Consider the following 17,682-nt stretch of genomic DNA (forward strand, 5'->3'; position numbering starts at 1 on the left):
AGTGACAGGGGCTTTTTTTGGAGCCGGATTCAGGCCCGATCACGCTCCAGCAGTGGCTTGAGATAGAAGCCAGTGTGGGACTGCTTCATCTCCGACACTTCCTCTGGCGTACCGACGGCAATGATCTGCCCACCCTTGGAACCACCTTCCGGCCCCAGGTCCACCAACCAGTCGGCGGTCTTGATCACGTCCAGGTTGTGCTCGATCACCACCACGGTATTACCGTGGTCGCGCAGACGATGCAGTACGTCGAGCAGTTGCTGGATATCCGCAAAGTGCAGGCCGGTAGTCGGTTCATCGAGAATATAAAGCGTCTTGCCAGTATCACGCTTGGACAGCTCGCGAGACAGTTTCACCCGCTGGGCTTCACCGCCGGACAGCGTCGTCGCCGATTGCCCCAGCTTGATGTACGAAAGACCTACGTCCATCAGCGTCTGAAGCTTGCGCGCCAAGGCTGGAACCGCGTCGAAGAACACTCGGGCTTCCTCGATGGTCATCTCGAGGGTTTCGTGGATGCTCTTGCCCTTGTACTTGATCTCCAGCGTTTCGCGGTTGTAGCGCTTGCTCTTGCAGACGTCGCACGGTACATAGATGTCCGGGAGGAAGTGCATTTCTACCTTGATCAGGCCATCGCCCTGACAAGCTTCGCAGCGTCCGCCCTTCACGTTGAAGGAGAAACGCCCCGGCCCGTAACCGCGGGAGCGCGATTCCGGCACGCCGGCGAACAACTCGCGAATCGGCGTGAACAGCCCGGTATAGGTCGCGGGGTTGGAGCGCGGTGTGCGACCGATCGGGCTCTGGTCGATGTCCACAACCTTGTCCAGATGTTCCAGGCCTTTAATGCTGTCGTGAGCAGCCGCTTCCAGGGTCGTTGCCCCATTGAGTGCGGTAGCGCTCAAAGGAAACAGAGTGTTGTTGATCAGCGTTGACTTGCCCGAACCGGAAACACCCGTCACGCAGGTCAACAGGCCGATGGGAATCTCCAGATCGACATTGCGCAAATTGTTGCCGCGAGCGCCCTTGAGGGCCAGCGACAACTTCTTGTTACGCGGCGTGCGTTTGGCTGGCACTGCGATCTTCACTCGCCCCGACAAGTACTTGCCGGTCAGCGAGTCAGGGTGAGCCATGACCTCGGCCGGCGTACCTTCGGCGACGATATGCCCACCGTGTACACCCGCGCCCGGGCCGATATCCACCACATAGTCGGCCAGACGAATCGCGTCTTCGTCGTGCTCGACCACGATCACCGTGTTGCCGATGTCCCGCAGGTGCTTGAGGGTGCCCAGCAGCCGGTCGTTGTCCCGCTGGTGCAGGCCAATTGACGGTTCATCGAGGATGTACAGAACCCCCACCAGGCCGGCGCCAATCTGACTGGCCAGGCGGATACGCTGGGCCTCACCGCCGGACAGCGTGTCGGCACTGCGATCCAGTGACAGATAGTCCAGGCCAACGTTGACCAGGAACTGCAAACGCTCGCGAATTTCCTTGAGAATCTTGTCGGCAATTTCGCCACGGCGGCCGGTCAGTTTCAGTACGCCGAAATATTCACACGCGTCGCCAATTGGCAGATTGGTTACAGCCGGCAAGGTCTTCTCGCCAACCCACACGTGCCGCGCCTCGCGACGCAGACGGGTGCCACGGCAATCGGGGCAGGGCTGGGTGCTGAGGAATTTGGCCAGTTCTTCACGGACCGAAGCCGATTCGGTTTCGCGGTAGCGGCGTTCCAGGTTTGGCACGATGCCTTCGAACGGGTGCGAGCGTTTGACGATATCGCCACGGTCGTTCAGGTACTTGAAGTCGACATTCTGCGAGCCGCTGCCGTGCAGGATGAATTTCTGCTGATCGGCCGGCAGGTCGTTGAACGGCACTTCAAGGCTGAACTTGTAGTGCGAGGCCAGCGAGCCGAGCATCTGGAAGTAATAGACGTTGCGCCGGTCCCAGCCGCGGATCGCACCTTCGGCCAGGGTCAGTTCACCGTTCACCAATCGTTTGGTATCGAAGAACTGTTTAACCCCCAGGCCATCGCAGGTCGGGCAGGCGCCGGCCGGGTTGTTGAAGGAAAACAGCTTGGGTTCCAGCTCGCTGATGGCGTGGCCGCAGATCGGGCAGGCAAAGCGCGCGGAGAAGATGATTTCTTCGCCGGGCTCGTCATCCATTGGCGCCACAAGAGCGATACCGTCCGCCAGTTTCAGCGCGGTCTCGAACGATTCGGCCAGGCGTTGTTGCAGATCAACGCGGACCTTGAAGCGGTCGACCACGACGTCGATCGAATGCTTCTTCTGTTTATCCAGCTTCGGCAGCTCGTCCAGCTCGCACAATCTGCCGTTGACCCGGGCTCGTACAAAACCCTGGGCGCGCAGTTCTTCGAAGACCGAAAGATGTTCGCCTTTGCGCTCACGGATCACCGGGGCCAGCAGCATCAGTTTGCTGCCCTCCGGTTGTGCCAGCACCAGGTCGACCATCTGGCTGACGGTCTGGGCTTCCAGCGGAATGTCGTGGTCTGGGCAGCGCGGAATGCCGACGCGAGCGTAGAGCAGGCGCAGGTAGTCGTAGATTTCGGTAATGGTGCCAACCGTCGAGCGCGGGTTGTGCGAGGTCGACTTCTGTTCGATGGAGATCGCTGGCGACAGACCTTCAATGGTGTCGACGTCAGGTTTTTCCATCATCGACAGGAATTGCCGGGCGTAAGCCGACAGCGATTCGACATAACGGCGCTGGCCTTCGGCGTACAGCGTGTCGAAGGCCAGGGACGACTTGCCGGATCCGGACAAGCCGGTGATGACGATCAGTTTGTCCCGTGGCAGGGTCAGGTCGATGTTCTTCAGGTTGTGGGTTCGGGCCCCACGAATCAGGATCTTGTCCAAAGTGGCCTCGCTCGGCGGGCGTCGAAAACGTAGGAGTATACGGCCAAATACTGGATGGATGCACACTATCAAATGAGGGGCGCGTAGCCTTGCATGAAGACTGTGTCATCTGTGCGCGTCATAGCGTCGCGATATACCCCGTCAATCGATGGGACTGGTAGAATCGCCGCCGGTTCACATGAGGTTTTTCCATGCACGATCCCCACAGCGAACGCATGAGTGGCAGTGAGACCCGCGCAGCAAGCGGTCTGGCCCTGGTGTTCGCCTTCCGTATGCTTGGCATGTTCATGGTGTTGCCGGTTCTGGCGACCTATGGGATGGACCTGGCGGGAGCGACCCCGGCCCTCATCGGGTTGGCGATTGGCGCTTATGGCCTGACCCAGGCGATCTTTCAGATTCCTTTCGGCTTCATTTCCGACCGCATCGGTCGCCGGCCGGTGATTTACCTGGGGCTGATCGTCTTCGCCCTGGGCAGCGTGCTGGCGGCCAATGCCGATTCGATCTGGGGCGTCATCGCCGGACGCATCCTGCAGGGCGCAGGGGCGATTTCCGCGGCGGTGATGGCGTTGCTGTCAGACCTGACCCGGGAACAGCATCGGACCAAAGCCATGGCCATGATCGGCATGACGATTGGTCTGTCGTTCGCTGTCGCCATGGTTGTAGGCCCGTTGCTGACCCGTGTCTTCGGTCTGTCCGGGTTGTTCTTCGCCACCGGTGGCATGGCGCTGGTCGGCATCGTCATCGTGATGTTCATGGTGCCGCGTGCAACCGGGCCGTTGCAGCACCGCGAGTCCGGCGTTGCGCGCCAGGCGCTGATACCGACACTCAAGCATCCGGACCTGCTGCGCCTGGACCTGGGTATTTTTGTGTTGCATGCGATGTTGATGTCGAGCTTCGTTGCATTGCCCCTGGCCCTGGTCGAAAAAGCCGGGCTGCCCAAAGAGCAGCACTGGTGGGTGTACCTGACCGCGTTGTTGATTTCCTTCTTTGCCATGATCCCGTTCATTATCTACGGCGAGAAGCGACGCAAAATGAAACGAGTTTTGCTCGGTGCCGTCGTGACGCTGATGCTCACTGAGCTATTCTTCTGGCAGTTCGGCGACAGCTTGCGGGCGCTGGTGATTGGTACGGTGGTGTTCTTCACCGCGTTCAATCTGCTGGAAGCCTCCTTGCCATCGCTGATCAGCAAGGTTTCACCGGCAGGCGGCAAGGGCACAGCGATGGGGGTTTATTCCACCAGTCAGTTCCTCGGTTCGGCACTGGGCGGGATCCTCGGCGGCTGGATGTTCCAGCACGGCGGTTTGTCGGTTGTATTCCTCGGATGCGCTGGCCTGGCTGCCCTCTGGCTGGCCTTTGCTGTTACCATGCGCGAACCACCTTACGTCACGAGCCTGCGCTTGCCGTTGTCGCCCGAGGCGATCCGCGAAGCGGGTCTGGTCGAGCGCCTGAAGGCCGTCGTAGGGGTAACAGATGCAGTGATCGTCGAAGATGAAGCGGCGATTTACATCAAATTGGACACAGAACTATTGGATCGCACCACCCTTGAGCGCCTGGTGAACAACCCGGCCGGGGCAGCGTGCGTAGCCTAGGAGAACGTTATGGCCCGTGGGGTTAACAAAGTCATATTGGTCGGCACTTGCGGCCAGGATCCCGAAGTTCGCTACTTGCCTAACGGTAACGCCGTGACCAACCTGAGTCTGGCGACCAGCGAACAATGGACCGACAAGCAAACCGGTCAGAAGGTCGAGAAGACCGAATGGCACCGTGTTTCGATGTTCGGCAAGGTTGCCGAAATTGCCGGCGAATACCTGCGTAAAGGTTCGCAGGTGTACATCGAAGGCAAGCTGCAGACCCGCGAGTGGGAAAAAGACGGTATCAAGCGTTACACCACTGAAATCGTGGTCGACATGCAAGGCACCATGCAGCTGTTGGGCGGCCGTCCACAGCAGGGCGACCAACAAGGCGGGGGCAATAACTACCAGCAGTCCGCCCCGGCTCCACGCCAACAGGCTCCGCGTCCGCAGTCGGCACCGCAACAGTCGCGTCCGGCTCCACAGCAGCAGGCCGCTCCTCAGCCGGCTCCGGATTTCGACAGCTTTGATGACGATATTCCGTTCTAAAAAGCAGCTATCCAGTCAGTAATAAAAAAGCGAAGCCAGTGATCTGGCTTCGCTTTTTTGTGGGCGCTATTAACTGAATACAGCAGTCACATTGGCCCGTGCCGAGTGCAGTTTCTTGTAGCTATCAATCAACCGCAGATGCCTGTCGAGCCCCTCCAGTTTCATGCTGGTCGGCGTCAAGCCATGGAAGCGCACGCTGCCGTCTACCGATCCGATTGCTGCATCCGTCCGCTCGTTGCCAAACATCCGGCGGAAATTGGCCTCGTAGTCTTCCAGTTCCAGGTCTTCGTCCAGCTTCATCTCCAGCACCACATTGACGGCCTGGTAGAACAAGCCACGCTCAACCGTGTTGTCGTTGTACTGAAGGAACATCTCCACCGCCTCTTTCGCCTCTTCGAATTGCTGCAAGGCGAGATAAATCAGCAGCTTCAACTCCAGGATCGTCAGCTGACCCCAAGCCGTATTGTCGTCGAATTCGATGCCGATCAAGGAGGTGATGTCGGTGTAGTCGTCCAGCTCACTTTCCACCAGGCGCTCAACCAGCGCTTTCAGTTCGTCTTCGTCCAGGCGATGCAGGTTCAGGATGTCGGTGCGGAAGAACAGCGCTTTGTTGGTGTTATCCCAGATCAGATCGTCCGCGGGATAGATTTCCGAATAGTTCGGCACCAGGATGCGACACGCCTTCGCGCCGATATGCTCGTAGACCGCCATGTACACTTCCTTGCCCATGCCTTCGAGAATGCCGAACAAGGTCGCGGCTTCCTCTGCGTTCGAGTTTTCACCCTGGCCGGAGAAGTCCCACTCCACGAACTCGTAATCCGATTTGGCACTGAAGAAGCGCCACGACACCACGCCGCTGGAGTCGATAAAGTGCTCGACGAAGTTATTCGGCTCGGTCACCGCATGCCCTTCAAACGTCGGCTGAGGCAAGTCGTTGAGGCCTTCGAAGCTGCGGCCCTGCAGCAATTCGGTCAGGCTGCGTTCCAGCGCCACTTCCAGGCTCGGATGCGCGCCGAACGAGGCGAACACACCGCCGGTACGCGGGTTCATCAACGTGACGCACATCACCGGGAATTCACCTCCCAGGGACGCATCCTTCACCAGCACGGGAAACCCTTGCGCTTCCAGCGCCTGAATACCGGCCAGTATCCCGGGGTACTTCGCCAGCACGTGGGCGGGCACATCCGGCAGGGCAAATTCGCCTTCGATGATTTCGCGTTTTACCGCACGTTCGAAGATCTCCGACAGGCACTGCACCTGGGCTTCGGCCAGCGTGTTACCGGCACTCATGCCGTTGCTCAGGAACAGGTTTTCAATCAGATTGGACGGGAAATACACCACCTCGCCATCCGACTGGCGCACGTACGGCAGCGAGCAGATGCCGCGCTCTTCATTGCCCGAGTTGGTATCGATCAGATGGGAGCCACGCAGCTCGCCGTCGCGGTTGTAAATCTTCAGGCAGTACTCGTCGAGAATTTCAGTTGGCAGCTCATCTTTACGGCCAGGCATGAACCAGCGTTCGTCCGGGTAGTGCACAAACGCTGCGTTGGCGATGTCTTCGCCCCAGAACTGGTCGTTGTAGAAGAAGTTGCAGTTGAGTCGCTCGATAAACTCGCCCAACGCCGACGCCAACGCGCCTTCCTTGGTCGCACCCTTACCGTTGGTAAAGCACATCGGCGAGTGCGCATCGCGGATGTGCAGCGACCACACATTGGGCACGATATTGCGCCACGAGGCGATTTCAATCTTCATGCCCAGGTCCGCCAGAATGGCCGACATATTGGCGATGGTTTGCTCCAGCGGCAGATCCTTGCCCGCGATATAAGTGCTCGCCTCTGAACTGGACGCAGGCATTAGCAACGCCTGGGCATCGGCGTCGAGGTTTTCGACTTCTTCGATCACAAACTCAGGCCCGGCTTGCACCACTTTTTTCACGGTGCAACGGTCGATGGAACGCAGGATGCCCTGACGGTCCTTGTCGGAGATGTCCGCCGGCAACTCGACCTGGATCTTGAAAATCTGGTTGTAGCGGTTTTCCGGATCAACAATGTTGTTCTGCGACAGGCGGATGTTATCCGTGGGAATACTGCGAGTGTCGCAGTACAACTTCACGAAATAAGCCGCACACAAAGCCGATGAAGCCAGAAAGTAGTCGAACGGACCCGGTGCCGAGCCATCGCCCTTGTAGCGGATAGGTTGATCGGCCACCACCGTGAAGTCATCGAACTTGGCTTCAAGTCGAAGGTTGTCGAGAAAGTTGACCTTGATTTCCATGGGGGATTACCAGAATAACGGCTAAACGAATGGCCGCCATTATCCGGTATTTCAGCCGTAAGTCTTGCGGACATCGTACTTATGTCCACACCGGCGATGGATGGGTCAGTCGAGTATCAGGTGCGGCAAGAAACGGCTCGAATCCTTGGTGATCAAACTGTTGTCTTCCCGCACACCAATACCGGCTGCCTGATCGCCAATAACCCAGGAACCCACCAGCGTAAAGCTGTCGCCAAACTTCGGCAGTGGGGCGAATTCCTGAAGGATAAATGGCGCGTCGGTGTAGGGGCCGTCCTCTTTTACGATCAGACCGTCAGCCGTTTGCAACTCGATGTTGGCGCCTTCCCGGGAGAAGAACGGTTTGCGCACCCAACCTTTAGGCACCGCTTTGCCTGGGTCGGTATCCAGGTGCGCCGCGAGCAGGTTCGGGTGACTTTTGTTGAACTCCCACAGCAGCGGCAGGATGCCCTTGTTGGAGATGATTGATTTCCAGGCCGGCTCGAAAAACTGTGTATCGCTCTGGGCAATCGCTGCACCGAAGGGCTCGTGGAAGATGAACTCCCAGGCATGCAGTTTGAACAGGTGAGGAATCCAGCGATCTTCAAGGTCGACGAAACGTCCATCGCTGGTGAGGCCAATGTCTTCGATATCGATGTGCCGCGATTCGATGCCGACCTTTTCCGCGATCAGGCGCAAGTAGTCGGTGGTGCCTTTGTCTTCGACCGAGTCTTTCATCGAGGCGAAATAGAAGGGGCGTTTGAGCTGCAGTTGGGCAAAGGCCTGATGCAGCTTGGTGTCGATGCTGTTGAACTGGTCGGCATGCTTGGGCAGCAAGCCGCGTTCGATGCATTGCTCCAGCCAGCCCCACTGAAACGCCGCAGCCTCATACAGGCTGGTCGGTGTGTCGTAGTTGAGTTCCAGCAGCTTGGCGGGCCCGCTGCCGTTATAGGAGAAGTCCATGCGCCCATACAGGTGCGGGTGGCCTTCGAGCCATGAAGTGCGAACCATGTCGAAGAATGGCGCCGGAATGCTCAGGCGCTCCAGCAGCTCCTCGCTCTGAACCACGCGGGCCACCAGATCCATGCACATCTCATGAATCTCGGTGGTCGGGTCTTCGAGATCGTTCTCGATCTGTTTGAGCGTGAATTGGTAATACGCGCTTTCGTCCCAATAGGGTTCGTCGTCAATGGTATGGAACAGAAAGCCGAGACTTTCGGCGGTCTGTTTCCAGTCGTGACGCTCGGCGCAGAGGATCTTCTTCATGGTGCCCGTTCCTTAACTGCTCGATCGGCCAGCGCTGCTTGAACCGCCCCAACCGCTGCGGGCGCTGGCTTTGCTGCCGAAGCCGCCACGGGAGGTGGATGAGGCAACGGACATCGGCTTGCTGCCAGAACGGATTGAGTCGGCGTAGCTGCTGCTGCCATACCTCGCCTGATTGGACTTGGTAAAGGTTGAGCCTTTGGAAATCCGCTGGTTGAGCGTCGAGGAGCCATAGTTGCCGCGATCATCGCGGTAGCGGTAGACCGGCTCGGAGAAGTAGCTGTTGCGGTTGCTGCTCAGCATGTTGCCGATCAGCAGGCCGGTCAGCAGGCTGGTGCCGGAGAACCCGGAGCCTCCACTGTTCGCTTCCGAGGCTGGTAATTGAGCCTTGGCTGCGTCCACTTGGGATTGTGTTACCTCGCCATCGGCAGTCAGTTCGAAACCACCCAGCTTGGGGATGAACTTACCGGCGGAATCCTGTTGGCACCAGTCGGCGACAAAGTCGGCATCGCAATCGGCCTGGTTGTCGTAGACCGGCGCGATGCGGCGGTGCTCGGCCATGGCGCTCATGTAGGCGTCAGAGCAGACGTCCACCGGGAGCTTTTCATCGGCGCACTGCTGAACGGACTGGAAGTTGTATTTCTTCTGCACCGGGTAGGTTTTTTCCGCTTGCCCGCAACCTGATATGGCCATGGCGACCGACGCGGCCAGCGAGAGCTGAACGTACTTGCTTCGTTTCATCGGGATCTCCGTGGCGCAATCAGTTCTGGGAAGGGGTCATGCAGGCGGCGTTCAACATGCCGACGCTGATGGCCACTGCCGCGATATAGATACCCGCAGCGATTTCACCTTTTTTAATGCGTTCAGAGGCGCCTTTAAGCACCAGGCTGGTCACCAGAAACGCCAGCAGTTGTACGAAAGCGGCGATCACTGCCCAGACGACAAAATCCAGAATGCTGATCGAGTAGGCGATCACATTGCTGGCCGGAATGGCGAAACCGATGATGGCACCACCCAGTGCGATCGAGGCCGCAACGTTGCCAGAACGGATCAGTTCGAACTCTTTGTGCGGGGTGATTCGGGTGTAGATGAACTGGAACAGCGCGAACAATACGGCGGCACCGAGGATGTACAACACAAACCCGAGCACGGCGGCTTTGTTCAGGGAGATGGAGAGCGCTTCAAGCATGGACTTCTTCCTTATTTAAAAAGTGTTCAGGTCAGTGGTGTACAACGAAATGCCCAGCGAAGTGCTCAAGCTGATGGTGCCTTCGGCGTCTTCTTCGACGGAAAACAGCAGGAATTCCCGGCGATCGGTCAGGCCGGTTTCGCGGGCATACAGCATCGAACGGTGCTCGATGCTGTAGGACTCATCCGGGTTTTTCAGGTGTTCGCTCAGCGCCACCAGTTCTGTCTGGCCGTTCTCGGTGCCCCATTCGCGGGTGTATTCGACACCGTTGTGGGTGTAGGTCGGCAGGCCGATCAAGCTTTCAGGGCCGGCCAGTCGACGCAGTTCCGCTTCACTGTTGATGGTGATGTAGTTGAGGTAATTGAACAGGATCACCGACTCGACCTGTCCGGCAATGTCGCCGGTGGTGTGCACTTGCAACCAGTAGTCTTCGTCGTTCATGTAATAGCGCGACAGCCAGGTCGACTGCCCGAGATCAATGGTGCCGGCGCTCCAGACTTGCTGGGAGCCAGGGATGACCACATCGGTGTTGCCATCGAGCAACAATTTCAGGGTCGTGTCGAACATCACGCCTTTGCCCAATGCCAGGCCCAGCGGGCCGATGGCGGGCAGGGTTTCGTTGGCTGTCCATTTCGATTCCGTATTCGCTTTCGGGGCCTCAAGCCCCATCAACTGTTTAAACCATCCCATTGGTGATTTCCTTGAGGCGAGAGGAGGCGATGTAGAAGAGTTCGCCGCCCTCAACGCGAGTGGTGCCGGGCGGATTGATCCAAGGCTGTCGGGCGCCTTTGGCGCGGTAGCCGATAAGGGTCGCGTTGTGCTGTTCTTTCAGCTGTGCGTACAGATCGCCGAACGTGGCTTCAAAGGTCTCGGGCAGTTTCATCAGGTACTGGGTGGCGCCTTGACCCACGCACAGCAATTCATTGATGACCGCGGATGAGCCCGGATCCTGGGAGGCGCGTACCAACATCTCGATGGCCATGCTTGAGGTGCATTCCAGGCTGGGCGCGTAGGCGCTGGCAAGGGCGGCGATTTCGCTTTCATTGAAGTGGGCGACCACATGGCCGACAGGGCCCAGTTGATTGACTGCCAGCACGGTGGCCAGGGTCAGGTCGTCTGAATGGGTTCGCACCAGCACGCGTTCGGCACCGGGAACACCGGCCCGCAGCAACAGCGCGGCAGAGGACAGGCTTTCGCCTTTGATAAAGTCCGCTTTGCCCGGCATGGGATTTTCTTCGAGGTCGCAATCGCAAATGACGATCAGGTTGTCATTGGAGGTTTCGTCCTGCAGCAATAATTCAATGACCCGCTCGCTGGACGCGCCTTCCCAGCCGATGAGTACGGTATGGCCGACCTTGCCGGTGAAATCGCCTTTGCCTTTCATGCCTTTTCTCCATACATCGATGACACTGCTGGTGGTTTTGCCGATGGCTGCCGTCAGCAGCGCAATGCCCCCGAGCATGACCCAGGTAGCCACGAAAATTCGTCCCGCGGCTGTCTGTGGCGCAAGATCGCCATAGCCGACGGTGAGCGTGGTGGTGAGATAGAAATAGATAAACGTGGCGGGAGCGGTGAGGTGTTGTTCGCCCAGAAGCACCAGGCCGATATAGGCCGTGCTTATGTGTATACCCAGCGCAATGGCCAGGCCTGCCCAGCCGAACCGATGGAAGAAGGACGAGGCGTATGTGCGCAATAAAAGGAAAATCGACATTACATCCCTGACTCCGTGGGGCTATTCCTGGCGACGTAATCGCTCTGGCGTCTGAGTGCTCAAATGCGGTTACCGGGTGGCATTAAACCTGCTGCGCGGCGTAGATAACAGTACCTTGGCTGCAATAAATCCGGCGATCGCACCAAAGATATGCCCTTCGAAGGACATGCCCTGGCGAGGAAGGAAGCCAAAAATCAGGCCGCCATAGAGCAGGACCACGACACTGGCTGTTATCAGGTTGCTCCAGCTCCTTTGGAACCAGGCGCGTGACAGGAGGTACGCCCACAGCCCGAATACCCATCCGCTGGCACCGATGTGAACGCCTGCAAAACCGAACAGCCAGACCAGCGAACCGCCCAGCAGAATAATGATAGCGCTGACGGCCATGAAGCGGCTGAGCCCTTCGACAATGACCAAAGTACCGAGGATCAAAAAGGCAATCAGGTTGGTGCTCAGGTGCGCAAAGGACCCGTGCAAGAAAGGCGAGGTGATGATGCCGACCAGTCCCTGCCATGTTCTCGGGACCAGGCCGAAGGCAATAAGGCTGTAGCCGGTCGCCACATTGAGCAGTTGCAGCGCAACCATGAAGAGGGCCACGCCCGCGATTGTCTTGAAACCCTTCAGGGCATCCATCCATGACCTCGAGTCAACAAAAAATATGGCAACGAATCCATGTGGGAGCGGGCTTGCTCGCGAAGGCGGTGTGTCAGGCAACATTGATGTCGACTGATACTCCCTCTTCGCGAGCAAGCCCGCTCCCACAGGTTATGCGCCAGGCATCAGGGCCGGTTACTCAGCCGATTTTTTCTTCAGGCGTTCCAGAATCGCATTGGCGCTGCCTTCGTTCGGCGTGATGCCGGCATCGCGCAGCTTGCGCTCCAGGTCGGTGCCGGTCGACGCATCGGCCAGTTGGTCCTGGGCTTCCAGTTCCGCGGCGCGTTGCTGCTGCTTGGCTTGCAGGCGGTTCAGCGTACCGACGGCGGTTTCCAGCTTGCCGTTGGCGCCGCCACTGGCGATCGAAGCACTGACCTGGGCTTTCTGTACGCTTTCACGCGCCTTGGCCATGTCCACTTGCTGACGCAGGCTTTTGATGCGGCTTTCGGCCTTGGTGATGTCTTTGCGCATGTTGTCCGCGTAACCGCCGAATTCGGTGGCCTGCTTTTGCTCGACATCCAGTTCGTTGGTCAGGGTCGAAATGGCTTCTGCCACTTCCAGTGCCAGGTCTTCGCGGTTGGCCTGGATCGCGGCCAGAGCCTTGGATTCCAGATCCTTGATCTTGGCGTTGTACTCGCTGACGCGATCAGCCGACAGTTTGTGCTTGGCCATGATGGTGACCAGCTCACGCTTGGCGTTGGCCAGCGCGCTGTCAGCATCGCGAATTTCCTGGTCGAGGATGCGCAGGGCCTGTTGGTCGACGATCGATTCGCCGACTTCGTTGGCACCGCCACGCAGCGCGGTGAACAATTTGCTCCAGATGGACTGAGTCATTGGATATTTCCTGTTCCCGAAAAATTAGATGAAGAAACGTTCAAAGGCTTCGCTGGCGCGCTGGACGTTGTCGACGAGGGTTTTGACCTCGGTCACGACGTTGGTCAGGCTGGAGTCGGAGCTGAGTGCGCCGAACATGTTGTAAACGATCTGCCCGTTGGGCATGGACTCGATGCCGATCGAGGACAGCGGGAACATTTCCCGGCTGCGCAGAACGGCATCGTTGAATGCCGGTACGTCGTTGATGGACTCGATATCGACCAGAACGGTATCGACAATGATCTGATCGCCAACCACTGCGATGTAAATCGGCAAGCCACCGAAATCGTTCATTTCCAGCTTGATGCTGGACTCGGCGCCTTGAACCAGGGAGAGGGTGATGTCGTTCGAAACCACTTCGTCGAGGGCCTGAAGGGCGCTGTAGAGGCGATCGATGTTCCAGTTATTACCTGCGCTCATGTAATTCTCCGACATGAATGAGCCAGCCAGAATCGGTTGGCGTAGCTGTTTCTCCATCTGCTTGAGCAGGCTTCGGTTTTCGGGAAGCACCCAAGTCTCGTGTTTCACATACCCGGCGGCACCCAGGCCCGCGCGCATTTGCTTCATATAGAAACTAGATGGTTTTTTCGCGGACGGTTTCGAGCGCTCTCCCTTTTGGCTCGCTGAATCGGTCACAGATCCGGTAGGCGGATCTGATGGAGAGCTGCTTTTCATACTGGTGACTCCGTAGTGAAAATCTCACGCGTGAGAAACACTACAGGCAATTTTCGTGGCCCTCAATAGCTCACGCGTGAGATTTTTTCGACTGTGGTGTCTACCGATTAATCCTGTGGGAGCGGGCTTGCCCGCGATAGCGATGTAACAGTCAACAAAGATGTTAGATGTGATGGCCTCATCGCGGGCAAGCCCGCTCCCACAGGTTCCTCATCTAACCAACCAGAAAGTCATCGGTGGACACCACACTTGCATAGGCAAAACCCAGGGACGACATGAAGGCGGCGTGAACGTGGGCGGCCGGGACGGTGACGCCGTTGAATTCCAGGTCTCGGGTGGCACAGGCGTCGTGAATCACCGTGACGGTATAGCCCAGGTCGGCCGCGGCGCGGGTGATGCCGTCGACGCACATATGGCTCATGCTGCCGACGATTACCAGGTGTTCGATGCCTTGCTGGTCGAGGATGGCCTCCAGTTCGGTTTCGCGAAACGAGTTGACGAAGTGCTTGAGTACCACCGGCTCGTCGGCACGGTTGAGGACTTTGGGGTGCAACTTCGCGCCGTCGGAGCCCGGAGTGAAGAACGGCGCGGCGTCGGAGGTGAATTCGTGGCGGATATGCACCACCGGATCACCGGCCTCGCGAAACGCCTGAATCATCCGTGCGGCGTTGTCTGCTGCGGCGTCGGCGCCGACTAAAGGCCACTTGCCCTGGGGGAAGTAGTCGTTCTGGATATCGACTACGATGAGTGCTTGCTTGGCCATGACTGTTTCCTCGAAGTGTGTATTGGGTGTGGAATGAAGTATTGGCGCTGGCCCTCCGTCCGAGGATTGGCCGCACCGACAATAGAAGGGGGAAAACTGACAATGGGTGCAGAAAGGACAGTCGCCGAACTGGGGGTGCTGATCTATCCCGGTGCGCAGATGGCGGCGGTGCATGGGCTGACGGACCTGTTCGGCGTGGCCAACCGGATCGCCGCCGAGCATCAGTCGGCGCAGCTACCGTTGCTGCGGGTCAGTCATTGGCAGGTCGAGGGTGATCAAGTGCCCGAGCGGGTCTATGACACTGATCCCGGCCCGGCCGGCGCATTGGTTGCCGTATTGATTCCGCCCTCGATCGGAGGTTTTACCGAGGGGCAGGCGCCCCAAGGGCTGATTCGCTGGCTTCGTCAGCAACATGCCAACGGTGCAACCCTCGGCGGGGTCTGCGTGGGTTCTATTCTGTTGGCTGAAAGTGGCTTGCTCGACGGCCGTAGCGCCACCACCCACTGGACCTCGGCCAAAGCCTTTGCCGAGCGTTACCCGGCGATCAAGCTCAAGACTGACACGCCGATTGTCGACGATGGTGACCTGATCACCACCGCCGGCTTGATGGCCTGGTCAGAGCTCGGATTACGATTGGTGAACCGCTTGCTCGGGCCGAGCATCGCCACCGGCACAGCGCGGTTTCTGGTGGTGGAACACAGCGACAGTGCGAGCGAGTGCGGCAGTAATTTTTCACCGATTCTCAACCATGGCGATGCATCGATTCTCAAGGTCCAGCATTGGCTGCAAAGCACTGGGGCGACCGATGTCTCGCTGGCGGCAATGGCCGAGCGGGCGGGGCTGGAAGAGCGCACTTTCCTGCGGCGATTCCGTGCGGCAACCGGGTTGAAACCCACCGAGTACTGCCAGCACCTGCGGGTTGGCAAGGCGCGGGAAATGCTCGAATTCACCAACGGCACCATTGATCACATTGCCTGGACCGTGGGTTACCAGGACCCGAGTGCGTTTCGGGCAACGTTCAAGAAGATTACCGGGCTGGCGCCGAGCGATTACCGGGCGCGGTTTGGTGTGTCTGCGACCGCAGCAGTGGCTCGGTAGCGAGTATCACCACAGCACCCATGTGGGAGCGGGCTTGCTCGCGAAAGCGGTCTATCAGGCGAAATTGATGCTGACTGACCCACCGCCTTCGCGGGCAAGCCCGCTCCCACATTGGATCTGTGCCAGACTTTGAGTCGTGCAAAATGCCGGGAGTATTGAAAGGTGTCGTGCAGAATAAAACAGGCCTTGTGCTATCGCATATTTCACAAACGGCTGATTTGAAACCCGTTTCTCTCCAGCCGCCGTTGGCCTGATCTCTGCACCTCCTTCAGCTACATTCATCAAGCGCAAATTGAAGGGGAACGCATGACCCCAACAAACCGCAAGAAACTGGTGCTCGCCCATTCGGTGCGCCCCGATGCCCCGCTGCACGAAGTCGAAACCAACCGCGCGCTGGCCCGTTGGCTGGCGAAGGTCGTCGGGCTCGAATACGGCGGCAGTTATGACGTGGAGCTGCACAGCGGTCGTGACGTTTATCTGTTGCCGACCCAGACGCTGGTGGGTGTCGCTGCCGCAAGGCAATTGGGCGTCAAAGGGCCGGAGGATTTGTGGGGCGGTTACGTCGACCACGCTTTCATCTGTACCAAAGCCATCAGTCATGGATTGTTGAACCGCTATGCGTTCGCCCCCGAAGGCTGGGCACCGTTGTTTTCCGAACGGGTACGCGGCGTTGTGCTCGATGGCCTCAGCGTGTTCTCCCTCGATGATGCTCGCCCGGCAGCGGAGCATCTGCTCTACAGCGGTCCGATCCGCATGAAGCCGATTCATGCCTGCGCCGGGCGCGGTCAGGAAGTGATCAAAAGCCTCGACCAGTTCGACGCCATCCTCGCTCGCCCCGATGCCAAAACATTGTTCACCGAAGGTGTGGTGCTGGAACAAGACTTGACCGAGGTGGTCACCCATAGCGTCGGTCAGAGTTTTATCGGCGACAAAGTGCTGAGTTATTGCGGTGATCAATACTTGACCGAAGACGGTCAGGGCGAGCAGGTTTATGGCGGGTCCAATCTGTTGGTGGTGCAGGGTTATTACGAGGACCTGCTGGCGCTGGAACTCCCGGATGACACGAGGCTGGCGATCCAGCAAGCGCAGGTTTTCGACAGCGCGGCCGATGAAGCCTACCCCGGTTTCTATGCCTCGCGGCGCAACTACGACATCGCCCAGGGGCTGGATTGCGATGGCAAACAACGCAGCGGCGTGCTCGAACAGTCCTGGCGCCTGGGCGGTGCCAGCAGTGCTGAAGTCGCGGCGCTGCAGAGCTTCGTCAACAACCCCGGCTTGCGCGCGATTCGCGTGTCGTCGGTCGAAACCTATACCGATCAACCGCTGCCGGCCAACGCCATTGAGGTCTACCGGGGGGCTGCGGAATACAGTGACTTTCTTCTCAAGTACGTAACGGTCAAATCCTATGACGGCTAGAAGCGAAACCATTGCGATCGACATCGACGATGAACAGATGAGCGGAACCTTCCTCAGCCCCAAATCGAAAGTCCCGGGTGTGCTTTTCGTACACGGCTGGGGCGGTAGTCAGGAGCGCGACCTGGAGCGCGCCAAAGGCATCGCCGGGTTGGGTTGCGTGTGCCTGACATTCGACTTGCGCGGCCACACCGGCGGGACCGGTATTCCGTTGTCCCGGGTCACCCGCGAAGACAACCTGCGTGACCTGCTGGCGGCCTACGATCGACTGCTCGCCCATCCGGCGCTCGACACGTCTGCGATCGCCGTGGTCGGCACCAGTTATGGTGGTTATCTGGCGGCGATCCTGACGTCCTTGCGCCCGGTGCGCTGGCTGGCGCTGCGGGTGCCAGCGTTGTATCGCGACGACTTTTGGCACACACCCAAGCGTGAACTGGACAAGCTCGATCTGCGCGATTACCGCAGCAGGCGGGTCAGCGCCGACAGCAATCGCGCACTGCATGCCTGCTCGCAATTCACCGGGGATGTGTTGCTGGTGGAGTCCGAGACCGACGCCTATGTGCCTCACGCGACCATCATGAGTTACCGCGCGGCGTGTCAGCAGACCCACTCGCTGACTCACCGGATTATCGACGGCGCCGATCACGCCTTGAGCGAGCCGGTCTCACAACAGGCGTACACCTCAATCCTGGTGGGCTGGATCACGGAAATGGTGGTGGGTGAGCGGTTGAGCATTATTCAGTCGAGTTGAGGATTGCGGTGTTCTTGCGATCATTCGCGAGCAAGCC

At 58.7% G+C, this 17,682-nt stretch carries 16 protein-coding genes; 5 read left to right on the plus strand and 11 right to left on the minus strand.

Annotated features, from left to right (window positions below):
• Positions 1–29: 29 nt before the first annotated feature.
• On the minus strand, positions 30–2,864 hold the full coding sequence (uvrA, locus tag AC1RQB_RS07640; protein WP_063342382.1) for an excinuclease ABC subunit UvrA: 2,835 nt from the start codon (positions 2,862–2,864) through the stop codon (positions 30–32).
• Positions 2,865–3,055: 191 nt separating this feature from the next.
• Here uvrA and AC1RQB_RS07645 point away from each other — a divergent pair, with 191 nt between their 5' ends.
• Complete coding sequence (locus AC1RQB_RS07645) at positions 3,056–4,453, plus strand: MFS transporter (protein ID WP_063342383.1); 1,398 nt, start codon at positions 3,056–3,058, stop codon at positions 4,451–4,453.
• A gap of 9 nt (positions 4,454–4,462) precedes the next feature.
• A complete protein-coding gene (locus AC1RQB_RS07650) occupies positions 4,463–4,984 on the plus strand; it encodes a single-stranded DNA-binding protein (RefSeq protein WP_063342384.1) in 522 nt (173 codons plus the stop codon).
• 69 nt (positions 4,985–5,053) lie between these two features.
• Here the strand turns inward: AC1RQB_RS07650 and AC1RQB_RS07655 are convergent, their stop codons facing one another.
• The 10 genes from AC1RQB_RS07655 to AC1RQB_RS07700 all read right to left on the minus strand — a co-directional run bounded on the left by AC1RQB_RS07655 (position 5,054) and on the right by AC1RQB_RS07700 (position 14,383).
• Entirely contained in the window at positions 5,054–7,258 is a 2,205-nt protein-coding gene (locus AC1RQB_RS07655) for an OsmC domain/YcaO domain-containing protein (protein WP_008073894.1), read from the minus strand.
• A gap of 105 nt (positions 7,259–7,363) precedes the next feature.
• Positions 7,364–8,521, minus strand: coding sequence for a glutathionylspermidine synthase family protein (locus AC1RQB_RS07660; protein ID WP_063342385.1), 1,158 nt, complete (start codon positions 8,519–8,521; stop codon positions 7,364–7,366).
• A 12-nt stretch (positions 8,522–8,533) separates the two neighbouring features.
• The gene (locus tag AC1RQB_RS07665) at positions 8,534–9,259 is read right to left on the minus strand and encodes a DUF1190 domain-containing protein (RefSeq protein ID WP_007896804.1); all 726 of its coding nucleotides are present in this window, start codon (positions 9,257–9,259) and stop codon (positions 8,534–8,536) included.
• 19 nt (positions 9,260–9,278) lie between these two features.
• The gene (locus AC1RQB_RS07670) at positions 9,279–9,707 is read right to left on the minus strand and encodes a DUF350 domain-containing protein (RefSeq protein ID WP_008073898.1); all 429 of its coding nucleotides are present in this window, start codon (positions 9,705–9,707) and stop codon (positions 9,279–9,281) included.
• 15 nt (positions 9,708–9,722) lie between these two features.
• Positions 9,723–10,397 carry a DUF2491 family protein gene (locus tag AC1RQB_RS07675; protein ID WP_008073900.1) on the minus strand — a complete coding sequence of 225 codons (675 nt, stop codon included), beginning with the start codon at positions 10,395–10,397 and terminating at the stop codon, positions 9,723–9,725.
• Positions 10,384–11,418: an ion channel gene (locus tag AC1RQB_RS07680; RefSeq protein WP_008073902.1), complete on the minus strand. Its 1,035-nt coding sequence runs from the start codon at positions 11,416–11,418 to the stop codon at positions 10,384–10,386. The genes AC1RQB_RS07675 and AC1RQB_RS07680 overlap by 14 nt, the downstream gene beginning before the upstream one ends.
• A gap of 69 nt (positions 11,419–11,487) precedes the next feature.
• Positions 11,488–12,051, minus strand: a complete 564-nt coding sequence (locus AC1RQB_RS07685; protein WP_063342386.1) for a rhomboid family intramembrane serine protease — start codon at positions 12,049–12,051, stop codon at positions 11,488–11,490.
• Between the two features lie 156 nt (positions 12,052–12,207).
• Positions 12,208–12,906 (minus strand): PspA/IM30 family protein, encoded by a 699-nt coding sequence (locus AC1RQB_RS07690; protein ID WP_008073905.1) that lies wholly within the window; start codon positions 12,904–12,906, stop codon positions 12,208–12,210.
• A 24-nt stretch (positions 12,907–12,930) separates the two neighbouring features.
• The gene (locus tag AC1RQB_RS07695; protein WP_063342387.1) at positions 12,931–13,512 is read right to left on the minus strand and encodes a YjfI family protein; all 582 of its coding nucleotides are present in this window, start codon (positions 13,510–13,512) and stop codon (positions 12,931–12,933) included.
• Positions 13,513–13,834: 322 nt separating this feature from the next.
• Positions 13,835–14,383: a cysteine hydrolase family protein gene (locus AC1RQB_RS07700; protein WP_063342388.1), complete on the minus strand. Its 549-nt coding sequence runs from the start codon at positions 14,381–14,383 to the stop codon at positions 13,835–13,837.
• Positions 14,384–14,485: 102 nt separating this feature from the next.
• Between AC1RQB_RS07700 and AC1RQB_RS07705 the strand changes: the two genes are divergently transcribed.
• The 3 genes from AC1RQB_RS07705 (at position 14,486) to AC1RQB_RS07715 (ending at position 17,645) form a co-directional block, all read left to right on the plus strand.
• A complete protein-coding gene (locus AC1RQB_RS07705) occupies positions 14,486–15,481 on the plus strand; it encodes a GlxA family transcriptional regulator (protein WP_063342389.1) in 996 nt (331 codons plus the stop codon).
• A gap of 306 nt (positions 15,482–15,787) precedes the next feature.
• Positions 15,788–16,897 carry a DUF3182 family protein gene (locus AC1RQB_RS07710; RefSeq protein WP_207267413.1) on the plus strand — a complete coding sequence of 370 codons (1,110 nt, stop codon included), beginning with the start codon at positions 15,788–15,790 and terminating at the stop codon, positions 16,895–16,897.
• The gene (locus AC1RQB_RS07715) at positions 16,887–17,645 is read left to right on the plus strand and encodes an alpha/beta hydrolase family protein (RefSeq protein WP_063342390.1); all 759 of its coding nucleotides are present in this window, start codon (positions 16,887–16,889) and stop codon (positions 17,643–17,645) included. Before AC1RQB_RS07710 ends, AC1RQB_RS07715 begins: the two co-directional genes overlap by 11 nt.
• Positions 17,646–17,682: the final 37 nt, after the last annotated feature.

Source organism: Pseudomonas sp. GW822-FHT02E03 (assembly GCF_058802325.1).